The 19,838-nt window shown below is 48.5% G+C and carries 19 protein-coding genes; 8 read left to right on the top strand and 11 right to left on the bottom strand.

The genetic code is table 11. The features are described 5' to 3' along the window. The first annotated feature begins 847 nt into the window (after positions 1-847). The 4 genes from OXH18_RS03785 to OXH18_RS03770 all read left to right on the top strand — a co-directional run bounded on the left by OXH18_RS03785 (position 848) and on the right by OXH18_RS03770 (position 3,104). Positions 848-1,084, top strand: coding sequence for a hypothetical protein (locus tag OXH18_RS03785; protein ID WP_268611085.1), 237 nt, complete (start codon positions 848-850; stop codon positions 1,082-1,084). A 95-nt stretch (positions 1,085-1,179) separates the two neighbouring features. Continuing rightward, positions 1,180-1,416 carry a hypothetical protein gene (locus OXH18_RS03780; protein WP_268611084.1) on the top strand — a complete coding sequence of 79 codons (237 nt, stop codon included), beginning with the start codon at positions 1,180-1,182 and terminating at the stop codon, positions 1,414-1,416. A 164-nt stretch (positions 1,417-1,580) separates the two neighbouring features. Next, positions 1,581-1,856 (top strand): hypothetical protein, encoded by a 276-nt coding sequence (locus OXH18_RS03775; RefSeq protein WP_268611083.1) that lies wholly within the window; start codon positions 1,581-1,583, stop codon positions 1,854-1,856. Positions 1,857-1,877: 21 nt separating this feature from the next. Continuing rightward, complete coding sequence (locus OXH18_RS03770; protein WP_268611082.1) at positions 1,878-3,104, top strand: hypothetical protein; 1,227 nt, start codon at positions 1,878-1,880, stop codon at positions 3,102-3,104. A 102-nt stretch (positions 3,105-3,206) separates the two neighbouring features. On the opposite strand, the gene OXH18_RS03765 is transcribed toward OXH18_RS03770, so the two are convergent. The 5 genes from OXH18_RS03765 to OXH18_RS03745 form a co-directional block, all read right to left on the bottom strand. Beyond that, positions 3,207-6,056: a beta strand repeat-containing protein gene (locus tag OXH18_RS03765; RefSeq protein ID WP_268611081.1), complete on the bottom strand. Its 2,850-nt coding sequence runs from the start codon at positions 6,054-6,056 to the stop codon at positions 3,207-3,209. Positions 6,057-6,296: 240 nt separating this feature from the next. After that, a complete protein-coding gene (locus tag OXH18_RS03760; RefSeq protein ID WP_268611080.1) occupies positions 6,297-7,523 on the bottom strand; it encodes a calcium-binding protein in 1,227 nt (408 codons plus the stop codon). A 314-nt stretch (positions 7,524-7,837) separates the two neighbouring features. Then, positions 7,838-8,308: a Cys-tRNA(Pro) deacylase gene (gene ybaK / locus OXH18_RS03755; RefSeq protein WP_315874666.1), complete on the bottom strand. Its 471-nt coding sequence runs from the start codon at positions 8,306-8,308 to the stop codon at positions 7,838-7,840. Continuing rightward, positions 8,295-9,188, bottom strand: a complete 894-nt coding sequence (gene yddG, locus OXH18_RS03750) for an aromatic amino acid exporter YddG (RefSeq protein WP_268611078.1) — start codon at positions 9,186-9,188, stop codon at positions 8,295-8,297. The genes ybaK and yddG overlap by 14 nt, the downstream gene beginning before the upstream one ends. 122 nt (positions 9,189-9,310) lie before the next feature. Next, positions 9,311-10,054 carry a helix-turn-helix domain-containing protein gene (locus OXH18_RS03745; RefSeq protein WP_268611077.1) on the bottom strand — a complete coding sequence of 248 codons (744 nt, stop codon included), beginning with the start codon at positions 10,052-10,054 and terminating at the stop codon, positions 9,311-9,313. Positions 10,055-10,256: 202 nt separating this feature from the next. Here OXH18_RS03745 and glgX point away from each other — a divergent pair, with 202 nt between their 5' ends. Further along, positions 10,257-12,383 (top strand): glycogen debranching protein GlgX, encoded by a 2,127-nt coding sequence (glgX, locus tag OXH18_RS03740; protein ID WP_268611076.1) that lies wholly within the window; start codon positions 10,257-10,259, stop codon positions 12,381-12,383. A gap of 23 nt (positions 12,384-12,406) precedes the next feature. Here glgX and tadA read toward each other — a convergent pair whose 3' ends face one another. Together tadA and murQ are read right to left on the bottom strand one after the other, a co-directional pair. Beyond that, positions 12,407-12,871 (bottom strand): tRNA adenosine(34) deaminase TadA, encoded by a 465-nt coding sequence (gene tadA / locus OXH18_RS03735; RefSeq protein ID WP_268613121.1) that lies wholly within the window; start codon positions 12,869-12,871, stop codon positions 12,407-12,409. A gap of 137 nt (positions 12,872-13,008) precedes the next feature. Continuing rightward, on the bottom strand, positions 13,009-13,947 hold the full coding sequence (murQ, locus tag OXH18_RS03730) for an N-acetylmuramic acid 6-phosphate etherase (RefSeq protein ID WP_268611075.1): 939 nt from the start codon (positions 13,945-13,947) through the stop codon (positions 13,009-13,011). A 239-nt stretch (positions 13,948-14,186) separates the two neighbouring features. On the opposite strand from murQ, the gene OXH18_RS03725 reads away from it, so the two are divergent. From OXH18_RS03725 to OXH18_RS03715, 3 genes are all read left to right on the top strand, one after another. Further along, positions 14,187-15,083, top strand: coding sequence for a polyphosphate kinase 2 family protein (locus OXH18_RS03725; RefSeq protein ID WP_268611074.1), 897 nt, complete (start codon positions 14,187-14,189; stop codon positions 15,081-15,083). Between the two features lie 186 nt (positions 15,084-15,269). After that, positions 15,270-15,956, top strand: coding sequence for a magnesium protoporphyrin IX methyltransferase (bchM, locus tag OXH18_RS03720; protein WP_268611073.1), 687 nt, complete (start codon positions 15,270-15,272; stop codon positions 15,954-15,956). A 46-nt stretch (positions 15,957-16,002) separates the two neighbouring features. Then, positions 16,003-16,380 carry a DUF423 domain-containing protein gene (locus OXH18_RS03715; RefSeq protein WP_268611072.1) on the top strand — a complete coding sequence of 126 codons (378 nt, stop codon included), beginning with the start codon at positions 16,003-16,005 and terminating at the stop codon, positions 16,378-16,380. Between the two features lie 110 nt (positions 16,381-16,490). Here OXH18_RS03715 and OXH18_RS03710 read toward each other — a convergent pair whose 3' ends face one another. The 4 genes from OXH18_RS03710 to OXH18_RS03695 form a co-directional block, all read right to left on the bottom strand. Further along, on the bottom strand, positions 16,491-16,865 hold the full coding sequence (locus OXH18_RS03710; RefSeq protein ID WP_268611071.1) for a DUF760 domain-containing protein: 375 nt from the start codon (positions 16,863-16,865) through the stop codon (positions 16,491-16,493). A gap of 139 nt (positions 16,866-17,004) precedes the next feature. Beyond that, positions 17,005-17,499 (bottom strand): SMC-Scp complex subunit ScpB, encoded by a 495-nt coding sequence (scpB, locus tag OXH18_RS03705; RefSeq protein ID WP_268613120.1) that lies wholly within the window; start codon positions 17,497-17,499, stop codon positions 17,005-17,007. A gap of 277 nt (positions 17,500-17,776) precedes the next feature. Further along, complete coding sequence (locus OXH18_RS03700; protein WP_268611070.1) at positions 17,777-18,628, bottom strand: ABC transporter ATP-binding protein; 852 nt, start codon at positions 18,626-18,628, stop codon at positions 17,777-17,779. Between the two features lie 97 nt (positions 18,629-18,725). Further along, positions 18,726-19,541 (bottom strand): carbon-nitrogen hydrolase family protein, encoded by an 816-nt coding sequence (locus tag OXH18_RS03695; protein WP_268611069.1) that lies wholly within the window; start codon positions 19,539-19,541, stop codon positions 18,726-18,728. Between the last annotated feature and the right edge of the window lie 297 nt (positions 19,542-19,838).

The raw sequence follows: 19,838 nt of genomic DNA, 5'->3' as shown, positions 1-19,838 counted from the left end.
CGAACTGCGAAGTTATTTCCCAGTTCGATGTTTGTGCGGTGTTTGGTGAGTGATCTTTGGTGAGTGATCAAGGTGTGCTTGTGAATTATCACTGAATGTGGATCATGCTATGTCGGTTGAAATAGATATGAGATTGAAAAATTTGAGATTAAAGAAGAATAGAAACATAGCCATGTAGGCAGTTGACTGGTTTTAAGCAGATTGTCATGTACTTCAAACGGTCAATATTTTGCTTCATTGAAGGCGATCATATAAATCGATCTCATCCAGCCATTAATTCTCATGATTAGTTAATTTGTAAAAAGGAATTTCATAAGTTTCAACATACTAAATGTTGTCAAAAGCGGCATTTGGTAAGGGTAATAGCGGTAATACCCATAAAATAGTGTGGGTAATATTGAGGATTCAGTGAATGCTTGATTGTTTGACGATCGTCTTTCACAATACTCTTTATTGCCTATTAATTGCGCTGTTATCTAGTTTTTTATGTAGATAATTTGATCAAGTTAGCTACCAGGAATTTCTCAAAAAATTAATAGATGAAATCAAAAACTAGGGTTTACAAATGAGCAAATAAAGGGTAGTCTATAAATCGTTGTTAATACCAAAAGGTATTACAAAGAACAGAGATTTCAAGGGGTATTTTTAACGATTGATTTACTCTATTACTGGTTTTAATTAAAGTTGCCAAATAGGGTGATGCTCGTTCAACTTCTATCCTGCTCAATGGTTTGAACTGGTTAATCTGTTCAACTTGAGTTGCAACTCTGTTCTGTCTCAGCTTTTCTAAGCAGGTTCTGTTTAGTCGGTTTTATTTAGTTGCCAACGTTAGTTTTTGGAGACTCTCATGAGCGAACAGCAAAGTGGTTATGTCGTTCCCGCTGATATCAATGCTTTGAGCTTCGACAGCTTTGGACGGGATGCCCGTCGCGATGTCGTGTGCTTAGCTCCTATCCGCACCGTCATTCGCCGCGAAGAGGAGATCGTGTTGGTTCGTAAGGTTCGCAAAGTAGAAGAGATCGATGCCGGACTCTCCTGCCCCGTTACGAGCGAAACCATGTCGTCTAATCCGTTTGTGCAATAGTCGATCGATTTCGCCTCGAAAGGCGATCGCTTAATGCCTACGATTTAGTTTTTGCAATTTAGTTCTTAGTTCTTGCAATATTCTTGGAGACTCTCATGAGCGAACAACAAAACGGTTATGTTATTCCCTCCGATGTCAGCGCCCTGAGCTTCGACAGCTTTGGACGGGATGCCCGTCGCGATGTCGTGTGCTTAGCTCCTATCCGCACCGTCATTCGCCGCGAAGAAGAGATTACCCTGGTTCGCAAGGTTCGCAAAGTAGAAGAGATCGATGCCGGACTCTCCTGCCCCGTTACGAGCGAAACCATGTCGTCTAATCCGTTTGTGCAATAGCAACTGAGAGACAGCAACTTGAACTATCAGGTTGCTGCTGGTTGCTGAGAATGGTGGTTTAGGCATTTTGGTGATTGTATCTCGAATGCCTGACCATCATTTTTCCATGCCACCAAGATACGTGGCATTTTTCAGATTCAAGATTGATGCTTTTTTGTTCTGCGATGAGTGATTTAACCATTCCCACTGATATCAGCACCCTGAGTTTTGATAGTTTTGGACGGGATGCCCGTCGCGATGTCGTGTGCTTAGCTCCTATCCGCACCGTCATTCGCCGCGAAGAAGAAATTACCCTGGTTCGCAAGGTTCGCAAAGTAGAAGAGATCGATGCCGGACTCTCCTGCCCTATCAGCAGCGCCCCCTTATCTACCAATCCCTTAGTTGAGCCAGCCGGACAGTCCACTGCCCATACCCAACCTATGCCCGCCGCCGCCATCTAGTCGTCCCTATTGGAGAGAGATATGAGCGATCAGTCAAACCCCTCAATCATTCCCACTGATATCAGCACCCTGAGTTTTGATAGTTTTGGACGGGATGCCCGTCGCGATGTCGTGTGCTTAGCTCCTATCCGCACCGTCATTCGCCGCGAAGAAGAAATTACCCTGGTTCGCAAGGTTCGCAAAGTAGAAGAGATCGATGCCGGACTCTCCTGCCCCGTTACGAGCGAAACTATGTCGTCTAACCCCTTTACAGAGCAGTCCACAACGACGCAGACAACTGTCAATCAGACGGTTACATACCCCACAGCACCGTACCGATCGACAACTCAGCCGGCTGTTTCCTACCAGCCTACGGAACAACCAACCTATGAGCCTAGACCTGAACCAGTCATTGCTCAGCCAGTCGCTCAATACCAAACTGCTACGGTAGAAGGCTATTCCACCAGCCCCCAATCGACACCGCAGTATCAGTCGTCCTTTTCGGAAGAGGATCTGATTGTTCATAGCCGGCGCAACTGCTTCTTGATTGACCCGGCTGCAATGGGTCGCCTCCAGCATCAAACGTCAGTGTCTAGAGTGCTGCAACCTGGTACTTATACGATCAAACTCAAGAGCGGTGCGTTCGACTATCGCATCGAGTCGGGGCATGAAGGCGAACCTTTGGTTCTCCTTTGGATTTATGGTGGCAAGGTCGTAAACCGCAAGACGGGCGTTGAGGTTGGTGCTACGTGGTCCACTCTGAATGGAATTGGTGACTCATTGGTACTGGAGGTACTGGAACCAGTCACCCTCTGCGGCTTCTTCTTTGATACTTACCTAGAGGACAACGAAGGACAAGTGGTAGTGACGATCGAAGGTCCTACCTACAGTGAAGATTTGACGATCGATAGCCGGCGCAACTGTTACTTCATCGATCCAGACTCGATGCGGAAATTAGAGCAAGAGGTTTCGGTTTCTAAGACATTGCAACCAGGAACCTATGCGATTAGGCTCAAGAGTGGTACATTTGGCTATCGCGCTAATTCTGGGTTTGCCGGAGAGCCGATCGTGCTGCTGTGGATTTATGGCGGAACCGTGATCAATCGTAAGACAGGTGTGACGGTCGGGGCGACTTGGTCGTCGCTGAATGGTTATGGTGACACGTTACTGCTGGATGTGCTGGAACCAGCTACTGTTTGCGCCTTCTTCTACGATACCTATTTAGAGGACAACGAAGGCGAAGTGACACTTTCAGTCACTCGAATGTAGGATCAAGTTTCCTCTACAAACTTCATTCAACAGACGTTTAACTGCTTCATCAATCCCTGCAAGGCGTTGCGGGGGTTTTTTATTGAGTCGAGATAGACAAGCTTAGGGCGTTGGGCAAGGAGGATTTTGTTCGATTGCTGGAGCGATCGAGCGATTTTGAGAGTAAGCCACCAACTCAATCTCACCCTGTGTTCCGATTTGCCAACCTTGGGCTTCTACAATTGTCTGTGAGTTAGGAGGCTGTGAACCCGTTGCCAATTCTGGCATTGCAGTTTCTGGAGAGATGGCTGTTGTTGTGGAGAGTTCCGTCGGTTCCGTTTGAGGGGGAAGGGTCACCCAATCTGATTCTACGGGGTTGCTGCTGCCCGGATCGCGAGGGCTAGAGGGCAATCCACCGCGCCCAGTGATGACAAACGCGCTTTGAGGAGCATCCGGATTGGCTGGACGGCAAGTTCGAGCAATCAACCGCGACCTATCCACAATATCCGTTGGCAATTCTAGTAATCCACGAGTGGGGTCAAATTCGGGTGAACGGATGGTAATTGTGCCGCTGACGCCTTGCTCGGAACTGGCAGTGATCCCACTTTGCGGAGAGGTGGGGCGATCTTGCTGAACCAATCCAATAATGTTTGCTGTAATATCGACATCTCCTCCATCCCCCTGACCTGCATCCGCAGAAATATCGTTATCACCAACAGGTTCTGCCACGATGTAACGGGCTTGTATGCGAATGGTGCCCCCATTGCCGCCGCCAGTTTCTATCCCAGCACGAGTGGTAATTTGGCTGCCGCCTTGCAAACTCAGTAGCTCTAAGCCGCGTAGATCAATCGTGGCACTGTCGCGACCTCCCGATTCGGTGCGAGCGTTGAGTTGGGCATTGTTGCTGAGGGCGATCGATCGGGCTTGAATTTGTAGCTGTCCGGCCCCCGCTGCCGCCGGATTAATGCTACTAGTTGCAATGACTGCCCCGTCTTCAAGGCGCAAATCTTGAGTTGTAATCTGAATATTACCGCTGCTGCCTGTCGCACGACGCACTTCTCGAAATCCCGATCCAGGAAATCCGCCAGAAATCGCGGTAATTCCGGTAGGGATTAAATTACCCGGAGCACGACCGCTGACTGTAATAAACTCTCTGACGCGAATTTCCATATTGCCAGCATTGCCACTGCCAAAGGTGTTAGTTTGCAGCACAGCCCCATTGCGTAAGCTTAAACGATCGGCTGTCACGCGCAACTGTCCTCCGCTGCCCGTAGATCCCGGCCCGGTTCCCGAAAACAGACCGCTGGGATACGGTAAACTCCCATCTTCCAGCGACGACAAAAACGGAGACCCGTCATCGTCTAGCGCAATTCCCGTTAACTCAATGTCTCTAGCCCGTACCGTTAGCCGTCCCGCATCCCCACCGCCTACAGTCGATGATGCAATCTGTCCACCGTTTTGTAACAACAGGCGATCGGTTGTAACGGTAATATTTCCAGCGGCTCCCGCATTTTCACCGTTTGCTTGGGTTTGGGCCAACAAATTGCCCCCCCGATCGTCATCGGTCAACTCAGGAGCAGTAGAAATGCCAATGATATTCACTGACTCTGAAGCGTTGACCATTACATTCCCGCCGCGTCCAGTACCACTGGCGATCGATCCCACTTCGCCACCCTCAAGAATATGCAATTGTCGGGTGGAAATCTGTAAATCTCCGGCCGCTCCGTCTCCATCGGCCAACGTTACCAAGCTGCTGGGTCTGCCAATCACCTCAATGGTCTCCACGGCATTCACCATCACATCCCCGCCCTTGCCGCTTCCAGACGACAGAGACGTAATAAACCCGGCATCGCTGATTTGGAGTTGTCTGGCAGAAAGTTGAATGTCGCCAGCAGAACCACTTGCTTGGGTTTCCGTATACAGCAAACTATTTCCTTGATCAGAGGCTCCGGTGACGATCAGGCGATCGGTGGCATTCACAATCATAGACTCACCCCTGCCCGCCTGCGTCACGGACAGGAACTGCGAACCGCCACTTAGTCGAATATTGCGACCCTGTACAACAATGGCACCGCCGCTGTTGCCGCTGGTGTTGACAATTGCCCCTTGCGACAAGCGAATATCATCAAAATTCTGCCCGGGCGTCACCCCTAAGCTCCAACCCATTGTGCTAGGAATGAGGCGAACAACTTCGTTAGCCCCCACACTGGCTAATTCAATCCGTCCACCCGGTTCAGTGTTCTCGCTTCCTGCCACCAATCCCCCTCCGCGTAACCTGATAGAACCGCCTACTAGCGCCAAGGTTTGACCTGGCAACACTCTGAGACCGCGTGCTTCACCATCAAACGGATCAAGCAGAACCTCGCCAGTGCTACTGAAATTTTGCGCCATCGATCGGTTCATAATGCGACCTGGATTGCTGCCAAACTGCAACCCAATCGGCGTGCTAACTGTTAGCAAGGGAACATCTTGAGGCGTGCTGGCGCTGAACTGTACCCCATTGGCAAATTGAATGCGATCGGCTGTAGTCGCAATAAATGAACCACCCAAATTGAGCCGGGCATTGGGCCCAAACAGAATGCCGTTGGGGTTTAGTAAAAATAGATTAGCGGAACTCAGTGCTCCATTGGTTTGTAACGCTTCGATCGTGCCATTGATATTAGAACGCAGTTGTCCTGTGACTCGCGCAAAGATGTTAGCAATGGCTGGATCAATGCCTTGAAACGAAGCTGTCCCATTCTCCGGCACAGAAAATTCTTCAAAACTATGAAACAAATTAGTTCCTCTGAGTGTTCCTTCCGTGATCACCCAGCGATTCCCGTCTAGATCGACTTGTGAGGTACGAGACAAAGTGCGATCGGCGCGAACTTGAGCTTGGGCCATTGGAGGGCGAAACAATTCCAGCCCAAGGGTAATGTTTAGGCAAAGGCTGAGCGCAAGACTCAGACGGGGATAAAAAGCAGAATACCTCATGAGTCGATCGGGCTAACTATTCAGGAACCATTGCACAGTTTGCACCGATTGTATGAGAAATGGCTCAACGAGGTGCTCGATCGCATTAAATTGTGACTTTCGCTTTCTAAACCAACACACTAACTCTAGAGCTGGCGATAGACAGAACCATTAGGGTCATTGCTTGAAGTTACTGTTTATCCGCTATGAAGCTTAACGATTTTAATATAGTCCTTCCATTGTCCTCCGTTGCTGTAGAGCTTAAACAAACACAAAATCACGCGCAATGTTGACATTAATACTGTCTTGGATAATGCCAATGCGATCTTTGAAGCCGCGAGAGTCGGTGAAGTAGATTTCTGTATCCAACAGAGCAGAGCCAATACCACTCACGCTCTTGAACTCTAGGCTATAGGTGCCGCCGGGCACATTTTTGACCTTGATGCGATCTTGAGTCGCTGTCCAATCGCTGATCACGGCATAGCCATCGCCCGGTTCGACATACGAAACGCCCCAAGTTCCACCCAACACAAATACATCGTTTCCGGCTCCACCGTTGAGGGTGTCGAACTGAGACACGGTACTCGCTACAGTACCAAATCCATTCAGTTCATCATTGCCGTCACCACCGAATAAACTATCATTTCCACCGCCCCCAATTAGGGTATCGTTGCCGGCTTGCCCCGACAGGGTGTTGTTGGCGTTGTTGCCTTTGATGACGTTAGACAAATTATTGCCTGTGCCATTAATCGCTGCATTACCCGTCAAGGTGAGATGATCCAAGCCAGTTTCAACATTTGTTTCTACCTGAAATCTATTGGTTGTTTCACCATTAAATTTTGGTAGAGCAATCACCTTTCGACTCAAATCCCAATCGACATAAGACACCACCGTTTCGATGCCTGTCTGAGGAGTTTCATCGATTTGGGTGTTGCTGTCACGAACGATGTAAGTATCATTACCGCGCCCACCGCGCATATAGTCAGCGCCACCACGCCCATCGATCGTGTCGTTGCTATCCCCCCCAATCAGGGCATCTCGGGCTGATGTTCCTACAATGTTGCCGTTACCCGCAATGGCAATTCCACCTCCTGTGCCGATGCCCAAATCACTGAAATAGAAGCCAGCATATCCCGTTTCTGGCGAAATCGTTGAGCCTAATGTCATCGAAGTTTGACGAGAACGAGGATCGATCGTCACTCTGACTTCATAGGTGAGATAAGTAGAGCCATTTTCTTGGGTATTGTTGATTCTACGCAGTTGTAGCCGGGTGATTCCACCGGGTTCACCGCTGAGAATGGTAGTCAACGAATAAAGCTGTACGCCCGAACTGGAGCCATACGGACTACCAATGTCGGTTGAAACGCCAGTTGAGCTTGTGTCAATGTCTCTAAGAATATAAGTTCGTGTTACATTTGTTCGAGTAATTTGGCGATCGACATAGCCAAATGGATTCTTTCGTCCTCGCCCTATCATTGAAACTGGCATAAGCTCTCTCCTTGTGATCAACAGGTCTGAACAAGTAAAGAAACAATCACTACAAAAGTTATTTCGGATCTTGCTTATACCGCTTTAAACCATCTCTGCGACAGATGAACCGCTCGTAAGGGTGATTCGCGAATCGCCCTTACCCGATTTGCCACGTTCTCAATTTAAATTGGTATTAGGATCGAAGCGGAAGTTAAATGTCTCCCACGCTCGTATTGGGGTTGCTGTATCTGCCCTCATCCCCTGCCCCGGCTTCCATGGTTGGAAAAAAGGGAAGGTGTTGAGGGCTGCACAACCGAGAGGCACCCTGTGGGTTAGAGAGCGATCGATCCCACTGTGCCATTCACCGCGCGCAAATAGTCCGTTGGGGTTAATTGAATCATCAGTCCGCGTTGCCCTGCGGAAACAGCTACCCACGGTAATGGTTCGATGGTTGCATCCACATATACTGGATAGTCTTTCTTACAAGCTAAAGCTGTAACACCACCGCGAATGTAGCCCGTCAACGGTTGCACATCTTTCAGGGGTACCGGATCGATGCTCTTGTTACCGCTCAGAGCGGCCAGTGCCTTTAAATCTAACTGAGCATTGCCAGGAATTACTGCCAGACATACCCCTTGTCGATCGCCCTTAGCGACCAGCGTTTTAAAGATTTGTGTTGGGGGCAAGCCCAGTTTTTGGGCTGTACTTTCTGCGGATAAATCCGCCGGATCTACGTCATAGCTCAGCAGGTTGTAGGCAATCTTGAGGCGATCGAGTAGCCGCACCGCATTAGTTTTTTTCATCATTACTCCATCTTCCAGCCGCTAACACGGCTCCTCCAACAATCAATACACAGGCTAATCCTAGCCGCCAGCTTGCCTCTGCCAGTCCACAAACTACCAAAAGCACCGTAGACAATAGCGGAGCCGCATAGGACAACGCACCTAGACTTTTGATATTGCCATGTTTGACGCCATAATCCCAGGTGTAAAACGCCAGCCCCACTGGGCCTAGTCCCAAACCAAGAATTGCCGACCATTGACCACCTTGGGGGAACACCGTGCGTTCAAACGCAAAATGACAGAGCCAGGCTAGTAGGGCTGTAACCAAGCAGAAGCCACCAACAGCATGGGTGGGAATATTGCCCCATCGCCGTGACAAGACCGAATAACTAGACCAGGTAAAAGCACAACCTAGAGCCGCTAGATAACCCAAACTATACTGTGGGCTGAACCTGAGTCCCTGTCCTTGGGTGACTAACACTGCGGCTCCGACAAATCCAGCGATCGCCCCGACTACATGAAACCAGCGCAGTGATTCATTCGGCAACAATGCAGAAAACAATACAATCAACAGCGGCCACAGGTATGCAATCAGGCTAGCTTCTACGGCAGGAGCTTGCTGGAGGGCAATGAAATAGAACAGGTGATAGCCAAATAGACCAAAGATGCCCAGTCCCCACACGGCGGGCGGTAACTTCAAGGAACGGACGATCGAGCCGCCTTGTTTCAACCAAACGCCTACACCAATCAGCGCTGCGATGGTAAATGCCATTGCTGTCAGTTGAAAGGGAGGTAGATTGCCACTGAGCTTGGTGAGTAGAGCCAGGGTGGACCACATGAGAATAGCACTGAAGCCAATTAGGGTGGCTCGTTGTCGGAAGCGTTGCGATCGATCGAGCATAGCGAGATTTTGGGAATGCGGAAACGTAGGGACAAAGCATTGGCGCCGATATCGGTGCGATGATTAAAGCAATACGGCAAAGCTTCACCGACATGGGCATTGTAGAGCTTGTACAGACCAACTTACTTAGCCAAATTTTGGAAACAGGTGGCCGAATTTCGGCTGTGTTGCCGATAGGCTTGTGGAGTAAAGGCGCTAAACTGTCTGAACAGGCGAGTCAAGGAAGCAGGATGTTCGTAGCCGATCGCATGAGCAATTTGAGTGACAGACCAATCAGTCGCTTGCAGCAAGTGCTTTGCTCGCTCGAACCGCAATGTTTGAATGTACTGTTTGACGGTGCTTCCAGTCGTGAACTTAAACCATTCGCAATAATAGGTTGTGTTGTATCCTTCAAGTTTGGCTAATTCAGGTAATGTAATTGACTGATGATAATTCTCCTGAAGATATTGAATTGATCGCGATTGCGGTTTCAGTTGTAGTAAGCGCTCAGCATAACGAAACAAATCTGTTAATGAGTACTGTGATTGATTAATTTCAGCTAGGAGTAATTGACGCAATGCTTGCCAGCGATCGTCTAAAATAGTTTTGATGCTAGTATTTTGTTGAATACAACGGAGATTAAAAATGCTAGATTTAGGAATATCCAAGACTAGAAATTGGTTGCAATCTTTGGCATAAAACGTATGTTGACAATGGGGCAACAAAAAGAATACATGCGATGATTGCAACTCAAACTCCTGAAACTCGGTCTGAATAAATAAACTACCATACAGAGGCAACAACAACTGAGCATAAGCGTGATCATGCGTGTCAACTCGATCGGAGTAAGTTCGACATTCGCCGATGATTGTTTCGAGAGCATCCATAGACTGCTGTTTTGTAAGGTTTAATGAGTTCTGATGAGGTCTATCAACCTTGAATTTCTTGCCTAAATTTCTCGATTGTATCCCCATTCACCCATACCTTCTTAAACGCGCCGTTTGCCACACTTGACGACAACTTGCCCATTGCCAGTTAGGATCAGGGGAAACGAATGCCTTAACAAAACCATACAAATTGCTTGAGTATATGTACTTATCACTCTGGTCTGGTAAACCTTACCCCCTAGGCGCAACCTGGGATGGGAAAGGAACCAACTTTGCCCTGTTTTCCGAACACGCCACGAAAGTTGAACTGTGCCTGTTCGACAAACAAGGACGAGAAACCCGACTGCCGCTGACGGAGATGAGTAATTTTGTTTGGCATGGCTATATTCCTTCGGTAGGGCCGGGACAGCGGTATGGCTTTCGGGTCTATGGCCCCTACGAACCACAGTGGGGGCATCGCTTTAATCCCAACAAGTTGCTGATCGATCCCTATGCTAAAGCGATCGAAGGCGATGTGCAGTTTGGTGAAGCGACGTTTGGCTATTCCTGGAGTGACCCGGGGCGGGACCTTTCATTTTCCCACGAAGATGACGCTGCCTTGATCCCGAAAGCTGTTGTCATTGACGAACTATTTGATTGGGAAGAGGATGCGCTGTTGCAAACGCCGCGCCACGAAACGATTATTTATGAACTGCATGTGAAAGGGTTCACACAACAACATCCAGATATTCCCCCAGCGTTACGAGGCACCTATGCCGGGCTCGCTCATCCGGCGGCCATTTCCCATTTGCAATCGTTAGGGATCACGGCTGTTGAACTGATGCCCGTGCATCACTTTTTGGCTTACCCCGGACACTTAGTTGAGCGTGGATTGCGCAACTATTGGGGATATGATTCGATCGGTTATCTTGCCCCCTACTCTGGCTACAGTTCCAGCGGTGTTCAGGGGCAACAGGTGGTGGAATTTAAGCAAATGGTGAAAGCATTGCACCAAGCGGGCATTGAGGTGATTATAGATGTTGTCTATAACCACACAGGTGAGGGAAATCATTTGGGCCCTACCCTATCCTTGCGCGGCATTGACAACGCCTCCTACTATCGTTTGGTCGAAGGAGATGCTCGCTACTATATGGACTTCACGGGCTGTGGCAATTCCCTGAATGTGCGCAATCCTCAGGTGTTGAAGCTGATCATGGATAGCTTGCGCTATTGGGTGCTAGAGATGCACGTCGATGGCTTTCGCTTTGATCTGGCATCAGCATTAGCGCGAGAATTGTATGCGGTCGATCGTCTCTCGGCTTTCTTCGATATCATTCACCAAGATCCGGTTTTAGCGGACGTGAAGCTGATTGCCGAACCCTGGGATGTGGGCGAGGGCGGCTATCAAGTGGGCGAATTTCCATTGCTGTGGTCAGAATGGAACGGTAAATACCGCGATACGGTGCGCGACTTTTGGCGTGGTGAAGATAGCCGCTTGGCAGAATTTGCCTATCGGTTTACGGGTAGCTCGGATTTGTATCAAAGCAATGGTCGCAATCCCAGTGCTAGCATCAACTTTGTTACTGCCCATGATGGCTTTACGCTGCGCGATTTGGTTAGTTATAACGACAAGCACAACGAAGCTAATGGGGAAGATAATCACGATGGCGAAAGTCATAACCGATCGTGGAATTGTGGAGAAGAGGGCGAATCTCAAGATCCGGCTGTGTTAACTCTGCGGCAACGGCAACAGCGCAATTTCCTAGTCACCCTCCTATTGTCTCAAGGGGTTCCGATGATCCTCAGTGGGGATGAAATGGGTCGATCGCAGCAAGGCAACAACAATGCCTATTGCCAAGACAATGAGGTGTCTTGGTTGAACTGGCAACTTAACAATGAAGATCATGAACTATTAGACTTTACTCGTCAATTGATTGCCCTACGCCGCCTCCATCCGGTGTTTCGCCGTCGCAAGTGGTTTCAAGGCCGCGCTATTCATGGATCGGGAGTGCACGACATTGCCTGGTTTAATCCCGATGGTGGTGAGATGACTGAGCACCAGTGGAACGATGGGTTTGCTAAGGCGATCGCGATTCTGTTGAATGGATTAGAAATTGCGGAACCCGGCGAACGGGGCGAACGAATCATGGATGACAGTTTTTTGCTGTTTTTTAATGCCCACTATGAAATGCTGGAGTTTACGATTCCAGAAGGGTTGCAGCCACGCCACTGGCAAGTGATTGTGGACACTCGCCATCCTCGTTTGATTGAAAATGGCCTATGGTACACCAGCGACAAACCCATTCCGGTGCTCGATCGATCGATTGTGGTGTTAAAGCAGATCGGTTGAAATCGCTCGGAACGATTACTCTGTCATTTCTGCTGATTGGGAGGATTCGATCGTTTCGCTTGTCTTCTGGCGGCAAACCACTGCTGTAATTGCTGCTGACAGGTGGATGCCAGAATCCCACCCATCACAGGCAATTTGTGATTGGAACTGGCCCCATCGGGAATGTTGATCACCGTGCGAATCGCGCCCGCTTTGAGGTCATCGGCTCCATAAACCAATAACCCTAATCGGGCTTGCACTAACGCGCCAGCACACATGGGACACGGCTCTAAGGTGACATACAGAGTGCATTGCTCCAGATGCCACGTTCCGAGTGCGCGGCCGGCCGATCGCAGTGCCACAATTTCAGCATGGGCGGTGGGATCATGATCCCGTTCGCGCCGGTTTTCGCCTTCTGCAATGAGTTGTTTATCTGCCACGATGACTGCACCGACAGGCACGTCTCCAGCGTCTCCAGCCGCTGCGGCTAGTTCGATCGCTCGGCACATCCAATGATAGTGGTTGAGGTATTCGGGATGATTGATGGCAGGGGGGGGGATGGATGGAAGCACAGGGAATGGAAAATGGAGAGTCGGGAGTTGGGAAGTCGGGAATGGAGAATCGGATGTTCGGTGTTCGATTTGTCCTACTCAATTGGGGTATGGTTGTGCAGCGTAAGCTTACCAGTAGCGGTATCAATCGCTGTTTGCAAATATCCATCTGCCTGTTGCAAGATCATTTGTGCTTGTTCTAAGGGTAAATTCGTTCTTTCAATCAAAATGGCTAGCTTTACGTCGTAGTGGGTTAATTGCAGTAGGGCTTCTGCCCGCGATCGATCGACTCCGGTTGCTTCGCTGACAATGCGCTTGGCTCGCTCTACTAATTTCTGATTTGTAGCTTGTACATCAACCATTAAATTGCTATAAACCTTGCCAATTTTAATCATTGCTCCGGTCGAAAGCATGTTCAAAATCAGTTTCTGTACTGTTCCAGCTTTCATTCGTGTTGAACCCGTAATTACTTCAGGCCCAGGTGAAACTTCAATGGCAATATGAGCAATCATGCCAATCACCGAATTGGGGGTACAGGCAATGGCGATTGTCTGTGCACCCATGTCCTGAGCATATTCCAATCCACCAATCACATAGGGCGTTCGTCCACTGGCCGCCAGCCCCACGACGACATCCTGCGCTGTCAATCCAAGTGTAAGGAGATCCTTAGCGCCCAATTCACGACTATCTTCTGCCCCTTCTACCGCTTTGCGAATGGCTGCATCACCCCCAGCAATTAACCCAATCACTAAGTTCGGATCGGTGCCGTAGGTGGGAGGACATTCTGAAGCATCCAAAATTCCCAAACGCCCGCTGGTTCCCGCTCCTAGATAGATCAACCTGCCACCCTGTTTTAATTGAACGGCAATGATGTCGATCGCCTGAGCAATGGTGGGCAATACGTGTTCAATAGCCAGCGCCACTTGTTTATCTTCATCGTTGATCAGTTTAACCATCTCCAACGTCGAAACCTGATCAATCTGTAGCGTGTTGGGATTGCGCTGTTCCGTAGACAGACGATCGAGATTGAGCATAGGACGTACCGACCATTGCGTAGTTTTGTACCAAACTATATTACGACCTTGACACAAGGGCCGTCTCTCGCCGACATTCAACGATACAGTGAAAAACATATCCCTGATTTAGCTGTGCAATGTTTAGGCATGGCGATTCGACTGCCTCATTGAGTGAATTGAGCGCAGCCGAACCCACACTTCTCGATCGCGAATGATGAGTTGCCAGCGTAGTCAGATCGTTGAGTTGAGAGTTTCGTATGAAATTTGACCCGTTTCTAGTGAAGCCCGGTAGCCAGATCAAATTAAAAGATTATAATCCCCGCTTCATCAGCAGTTTTGAAGAGGAACATCACAAATTCTCTAAAAGTGAACTAAAGGAACGCTCCAGCGAGTTATTGGCGGCTGGTGTGAAACACTTGGCAGAATTTCAAGATAAACTCTATGCCCAGAATACCTATGCTTTGTTGTGCATTTTTCAAGCAATGGATGCCGCAGGCAAAGATGGCACGATTAAGCATGTAATGTCGGGCATTAATCCTCAAGGTTGTCAAGTGTTTAGCTTCAAGCAACCCTCTGCTGAAGAACTCGATCACGACTATCTCTGGCGTTATGCAAAGTCACTGCCAGAACGTGGGCGAATTGGTATTTTCAACCGTTCTTATTATGAAGAAGTGCTGGTGGTTCGCGTTCATCCTGAGCTTTTAGAGCGGCAACAATTACCTCGATCGCTGAAACATGACGAGCATATTTGGCAGCAGCGATTTGACGAAATTAATTGTTTTGAACGTTACCTCGTCAATAACGGTATCATCATTTTGAAGTTTTTCCTGAATATATCGAAAGAAGAACAGAAGAAACGGTTTTTAGATCGATTAGATAAACCGGAGAAAAACTGGAAGTTTTCTGCCAATGATGTCAAAGAGCGACAGTATTGGGATGATTATATGAATGCATTTGAAGAGGTATTTAATCATACCAGTACTGACTGGGCACCGTGGTACATTATCCCAGCCGATCGCAAATGGTATATGCGCCTTGTAGTAGCAGCTATTATTTATGAAACTCTGGAAAAACTGGGTTTGAAGTATCCAGAGGTGACAGACGCTCAGCAGCAGTCTCTTGCAGAAGCCCGGCAGTTGTTGGAACAGGAGTAGGGAATTGGGAATCGGAAGTCATGTACAGGGAGTAGATGCACCAGTCGCTGACTGATTTACTCCCCCTACCCCTTCACTTCTACTTCCCGACCTCTTTTTTGTGTAAATGGTGAGAAATCGTAATACGATCGTTTACCGTTAAGAGTATTTCTTAATTTTTTGGTTCTTCAACAAACGCCGTATCTTATGACTGCAACTGACGATAAAACTGTAGTTCGCGAATACTTTAATGCCACTGGGTTCGATCGCTGGCGACGAATTTATGGCACTGGGGATGTCAATAAAGTGCAATTGGATATCCGCAAGGGGCATCAGCAGACGGTTGATACGGTGCTGAACTGGCTCAGAAGTGATGGCAATGTGGCAGAATTAACCATCTGTGATGCAGGGTGTGGCGTTGGTAGTCTCAGTTTACCGCTGGCACAAGCAGGAGCCATCGTTTATGCCAGCGATATTTCCGAGAAAATGGTGGGTGAGGCGAAGGAGCGGGCTATGGCTGCTGGTATTGGCTCGGAAAACCTCACATTTGTAGTTCAAGATCTGGAATCGTTGAGCGGACAGTATCACACGGTGGTTTGTCTAGATGTGCTGATTCACTATCCCCAAGAGCAGGCAATGGGCATGATTGCGCATCTCAGCAACTTGGCCACCAATCGCCTCATCCTCAGCTTTGCGCCGAAAACGTTGGGCTACAGCTTGCTTAAGCGCATTGGTGACTTCTTTCCTGGCCCCAGCAAGGCCACTCGCGCTTATCTACATCGGGAAGCGATGATCGTCGAGGCGTTGCAAGCAAACGGTTGGACAGTACAACGCAATGCGATGACCAAAACCCGCTTCTATTTTTCACGACTGCTGGAAGCTATGAAGGAATAAAGAATTGGGCTAGGATGGCAGCATTAGCGGATAGGAAATTCGGGTAATGGTCAGACTCTTTTTACTGATTGGGTCCATGTTGGGTGGCTTGGCAGTTGCGGCTGGAGCCTTTGCTTCCCATGCCCTTAAAGACAAATTAACTGACCGATCGCTAGAAATTTTTGAACTGGCCACGCGCTATCAGATGTACCACGCGCTGGCGTTGCTGCTGATAGCCTTACTATTGAGCCGTGCCGAAGCTGCGCCGCCCCTGCTATCTGCCTCTGGGGCAGCGTTTATTGCTGGGGTGCTAATTTTTTGTGGCAGTCTGTATGCCCTCAGTTTTACGGGAATCAAGGGGTTAGGGGCAATTACTCCAATCGGCGGGGTCGCATTCCTCGCAGGCTGGATCTGTTTGGCAATTGCCGCTTGGGGATACAAATAACCCGCCCCACACCCCACAACAGAGGGCAAACCCTACTTCACCCAAATTTGCTTGGCATGACTGTAACCACGCCTAACTTACCTGCCTAAAACCTGTGGAATTTGCTGTCCCTACTCGTCTGTGTTAAACAGATCGAAATCACTCGCATCGAAGCTTAAAGGCGATGATCCTTTGATGCTGGATTCTAGCTCCATCCGTTGTTCCATGCGACGTAGAAAATAGCCTGTCATCATGGCAGAGGCTAGCAAACCAGCTAGATTCTCGCGATCGGTCGTAATTTGCACATTAAAGGTTTCCGAAGGTAAAACACCCACCAATCCCTGAACATTCTGGGAGATGATCTGCTTAATTTCAGGGCTAACGGATCTGGCAACTCTCGCTAGCATTTCAGGAGACTGATGCTGAAGGTACTTCAACAACTTATTCGCCTGACCCTCTTCGATCTCACCGCCGAAGAACTCAAAATTGTCAGGGTTAAAAACCATAGTAGCCTTGGATTCCTAAAAAATGTTACAGACACTTTCATCTATTGTGACATCGATGTCTGCGAGTGCGACTAGTTACTCCTAACTTAACACTCTTAATTTGCTGATTGCACCCCCCCCATGAGTCATCCAAAACTGGCTAAAGAGGCGGTACAGGCGGCTCTGAGGGGTTAGGAAGTTTATCAACCTGAAAATATTGGTAAAACTTATCGGTGACTTGCAGCCGATACGATCGCCCGTCCGATTGTCGCCGTTTACGCACAAATCCAAGCTGTACGAGTTCTTGCACATGTTGATATGCTCCAGAGCCGCGCAGTTCTACCAACTCAGGTTGGGCGATCGATCCTTTGAGGGCAATGGCTGCCAGCGTCCGCAGAGCACCAACCCCCAAGTCTACTGGAATTAAGGTTTGTACCAAATCTTGAAACGGTTCTCGCAGTTGCAAGCAGTAGCCTTCTGGAGTTTCTACAACTTCCAGGGCACTGTCGCGGTGAGCATAATCTGACATCAATTCAATGATGCCTTCTTCTACCTCATCTCGATCGCACTTAGCATACTCGGCAATCTTGGCAAGAGTCAGCGGCTGAGCTTTGAGGTATAAAATGGCTTCAATTTTGCTGGCGAGGCGCATCATCGGTGAGGTAGAAACCGGAGAAATCAGAGATGAAGTCACTTGAAATCGCAAGCAAAGCGCTAGGGTGAAACATTGCCTGAAGAGTATAGCTGAATTCTCAAGAATGAGCGATTGGTTTTATTTATCAATGAGAAAACAGTTTTAGCGAATACAGCGACCGATCGCACTACTACATAAACTATGCCGCTCGTGTAGCGGATGGTTGAAGTCAATAATTGAACGTTGCTTGACTTCCCACTCGCTTGGACCCATTCAGGTTATTTCAGGTGGCACAGTCCTAATCCAAATTTCTCCCGGTCAATTCTACGAAAATATCTTCTAAGTTGGAAGGGCGTACCATCATCCCGGTTTTGTCTGGTTGTTGATCGAGGAAGATTTTGGCATCGTCGAGCGTTGGGAAAAAGTGATACTCCCAGCGATCGCCGTTTTGCTTCATCAGCAACCCCTCGCCGTGTTTTTGGCGCAGTTCTTCAAGGGTACCAACTTCAATGAGCTTGCCGCTGTCCATAATGCCGATGCGGTTGCAGAGATATTCCACCTCTTCCATGTAGTGGGTCGTCAACAAGATTGTCATGCCCTGTTGATTCAAGCCTTTGATAATTTCCCATAGCCGACGGCGGGTTTGCGGATCTAGCCCCACAGTTGGTTCATCTAGAAATAGAATCTGGGGGCGATGCAGCAAAGCTCTAGCAATTTGTAGGCGACGCTTCATGCCGCCCGACAAGGTTTTCACCAGGTCATTGCGGCGATCGTCTAGCTCCACATACTCTAACCACCGCTGAATTTCTTTTTGGCGAATCGAGTTGGGGATATGGTGCATCCGTCCGTGAAACTCCATATTTTCCCAAACGCTGAGATCCAAGTCTACGCTGGTTTGCTGAAGCACAACGCCAATCTGCTTCTTCGCGCCGAAGGGTTGCCGCACCACATCATAGCCAGCCACCACAATCTCTCCTTGGGTAGGTTGGGTCAACGTGGTTAACATACGAATCGTAGTCGATTTTCCGGCTCCATTGGGCCCCAGCAACCCAAAGACTTCTCCCGGCTCAATCATCAAAGAAAGGTCATTCACAACTGGCACGTTGTTATAAACCTTGTGGACATTTTGCAGACAAACCGCAACAGTCATAAGAACGAGGAGTATTTCAAATCAGAAGCGTTTAACTTTACGTTACACTAGCTTGACAACCTAAGGGGCAGACTGTGTGAATTTCCTTAGACGAGTTTTACGAGACAAACACTCGATGCTGTAGAGAGGGCATTTGGCGACGCACTTGTTCAATTCGAGTGGGAGCAATGGCAGCGATCGCCACACCGGGTTTGTCGCCTGCGTTGGCTAAAACAATGCCCCAAGGGTCAATGATCATGGCGTGGCCATGCGACTGGCGAATCCCGAAGTGTTTCCCAGTTTGGGCAGGGGCGATGACATAGCAAGTATTTTCGATCGCCCGCGCTTGCAACAACACCTGCCAGTGGTCTTTGCCCGTGTAAGCCGTAAAGGCGGCTGGAACAATTAAGACCTCGGCCCCCTTATGCGCTAGATGGCGATATAGCTCTGGAAAACGCACATCATAGCAAACCGATAGTCCTAAATTACCAAACTCGTCAGAGGGGTAGACAGGCGGCAATTGGGTTCCAGCAAGTACCGTCTTGGACTCTTGATAGGTATTGCCATCGGGAAGGTTCACGTCAAACAGATGCACCTTTTCATAGCGGGCTAATTCTTCGCCTGATGGCCCCACCAGTAGCGCCGTATTATAGACCTGTCCATGCCCTGTTGGTACTGGAAAACCACCACCTAGCAGGGTAATTTGATGGCGTTGTGCCATCGTTTTGAGAAATTTTTCACTCCTTTGGGCGATCGTCTCGGCTTGCAGCATTTTCGCGTCTTCGCTTCCCAAAAACGAAAAGTTTTCTGGTAAACAGACCAACTCGGCTCCTTGCCTCACCGCCAACTCAATCCAATCTTCTGCTTGAGCAAGATTTTTGGACAGATCCGGTAGGCTGGTCATTTGCACAGCAGCAGCAAGGTAAGACTTCATAGATAAACCCAAACGTAGCTAGGTGGCTAAATACTTCAAAATAATCAGTTAACTAAGAATCAACTAAGATAATTATGCAGTTACTAGGGGATGGTTTGAATAGCCCTAGCAATACAGTAGATTCTGCTTTTAAACAAACGAGGTTGATAGGCGCTCACGTTTCAAAACGTTTATTGTTTTTCTATTACTTTCTGACAAGCAACAACTCAACAAAAACTAAGGGACTTGTTTTATGACAATTGAGCAATACAATCGAACAAGGCAAAGTAATTGCATATCAATTTCAGCCTTAACCAG

The organism is Thermocoleostomius sinensis A174 (assembly GCF_026802175.1).
Lineage (GTDB): Bacteria > Cyanobacteriota > Cyanobacteriia > Elainellales > Elainellaceae > Thermocoleostomius > Thermocoleostomius sinensis.
Note: the sequence above shows the minus strand (reverse complement) of the source record. Positions and strands in the feature narration are given on the sequence as shown.